This window comes from Pontibacter sp. HJ8 (assembly GCF_054824225.1).
On the sequence record NZ_JSYF01000505.1, the window covers coordinates 1 to 1,472 of the forward strand.

The following is a 1,472-nucleotide window of genomic DNA, read 5'->3' on the forward strand; positions in this document are numbered from 1 at the left end:
CTTTGGTGTTGGAAAAGCGTCGATGCACGGCCAGTTTTTCTTTGCGGTAATAGAGGGGTAGCAAAGCCGCCTCTTCGTGCAGCACCTCCTGCAGTCTTTTTAATAATTTTGCTTTCTCTTCGTTAGTTTCTGCTACAATGATGTTGTCCAGCAGATCGTCACTCTCTTCGGAGCCAAAACCGGTTGCATTAAAACCGCCGGGTCCGGCAAAGGAAGTATGCAGCAAGGGTTTAAAGTTGAAAACGAAGGGGTTGCCTGAAAGGGCTCGGAAGAACAGGTCAAAGTCCCGTTCATTTATTTTTTGGTTGAGGAGGCTGCCCTCCAGCGCCTGCACCGTTACCGGTATACCTGCTTTGGAAGCGTTTTGCTGGAAAATAAGCGCGGACTGTTCATAGACCGTATTTCCTGCTCTGTAGATAACTTCTAATGTGAGTGGTACGCGCCTTCCGTTGATGTTGCGGTACCAGCCAACCTCTTCCTGTATCCAGCCAGCCGATTTAAGCAGTTCGGTTACCCGCTTCGCATTGTAGCTGTATGGCTCAAGCGTAGGATGATAAAATTGCTTTACATCCGGCGGTATAGGGCCAATGGTGCGGGTGGCGTAGGATTGCTGTGTTACCTTGATCAAGTTGTCTGCATCCAGAAGATGAGCAATTGCCTGTCGGGTGCGTTTATCACTCAAAGCCGGCTGCCGCGTATTGAGTCCTGCAAATACAAGGTCGTAGCCCTGGGGAGCGTAGAGGGCATAGTCCTGTTTGAAGGCATCGTCTTGCCGGAGCTGTTCAAACTCAGTGACCGGAATGTTATCCAGCACATCTATCTGCCTGTTTTTGATGGCTAACAGAGCAGTTGTGTTCTCAGGTATCATCTGGAAGCTGATGCGGGCAGGATTAGCAGTCAAATAACTGGCATCGGCTCCGGTAGTAGTACCCCACCAGTTTTGTTTGCGCTGGAGCGTAATATACTGTCCGGGTGCCCAGCGTTCTATGGTGTACCCACCACTTCCCTGCAGTGTAGTCAAATTACTGCTTGAACCGGTGCTGTTGAAACCAGCTGCAAACGCTTTGATACGTCTGGTGTTATCAGTTGCTGCAGTTGTGTCTGCTAGCTTAGGGATTTCTATACCTGCTAGCAGCCCCTCCGGATCCAATAAGTAGGCGGGTAGAATAAAAAAGTCTCCCGTCAGCAATTCCATTTCAGGGGTATACCCGCTGCACACGAAGGTGAATTTCTTTGGATTGTCTTTGTCCAAAACAATGTCCCGGATAAAGGCTACCTGGGGTTTGATATTTTCATTGTTCACCAAAGGAGCCTTCAGTACTTTTAATGTAAATGCTACGTCCTGAGCAGTCACCGGACTTCCATTACTCCATTCTGCTTCCTCCCTTAGCTGGTAAGTAAAAAAAGTAAGCGAATCATTGCGTTCAATTTCCGGTAAAGCGGAAGCCAGGCCTGGTTTCAAAGTGTTGTCG

The 1,472-nt window shown here is 48.7% G+C and carries 1 protein-coding gene; it reads right to left on the bottom strand.

From position 1 onward, the window contains the following. On the bottom strand, positions 1-1,462 hold a 1,462-nt coding region (locus tag OB13_RS18615; RefSeq protein WP_461491688.1), incomplete at its 3' end, for an ABC transporter substrate-binding protein. Between the last annotated feature and the right edge of the window lie 10 nt (positions 1,463-1,472).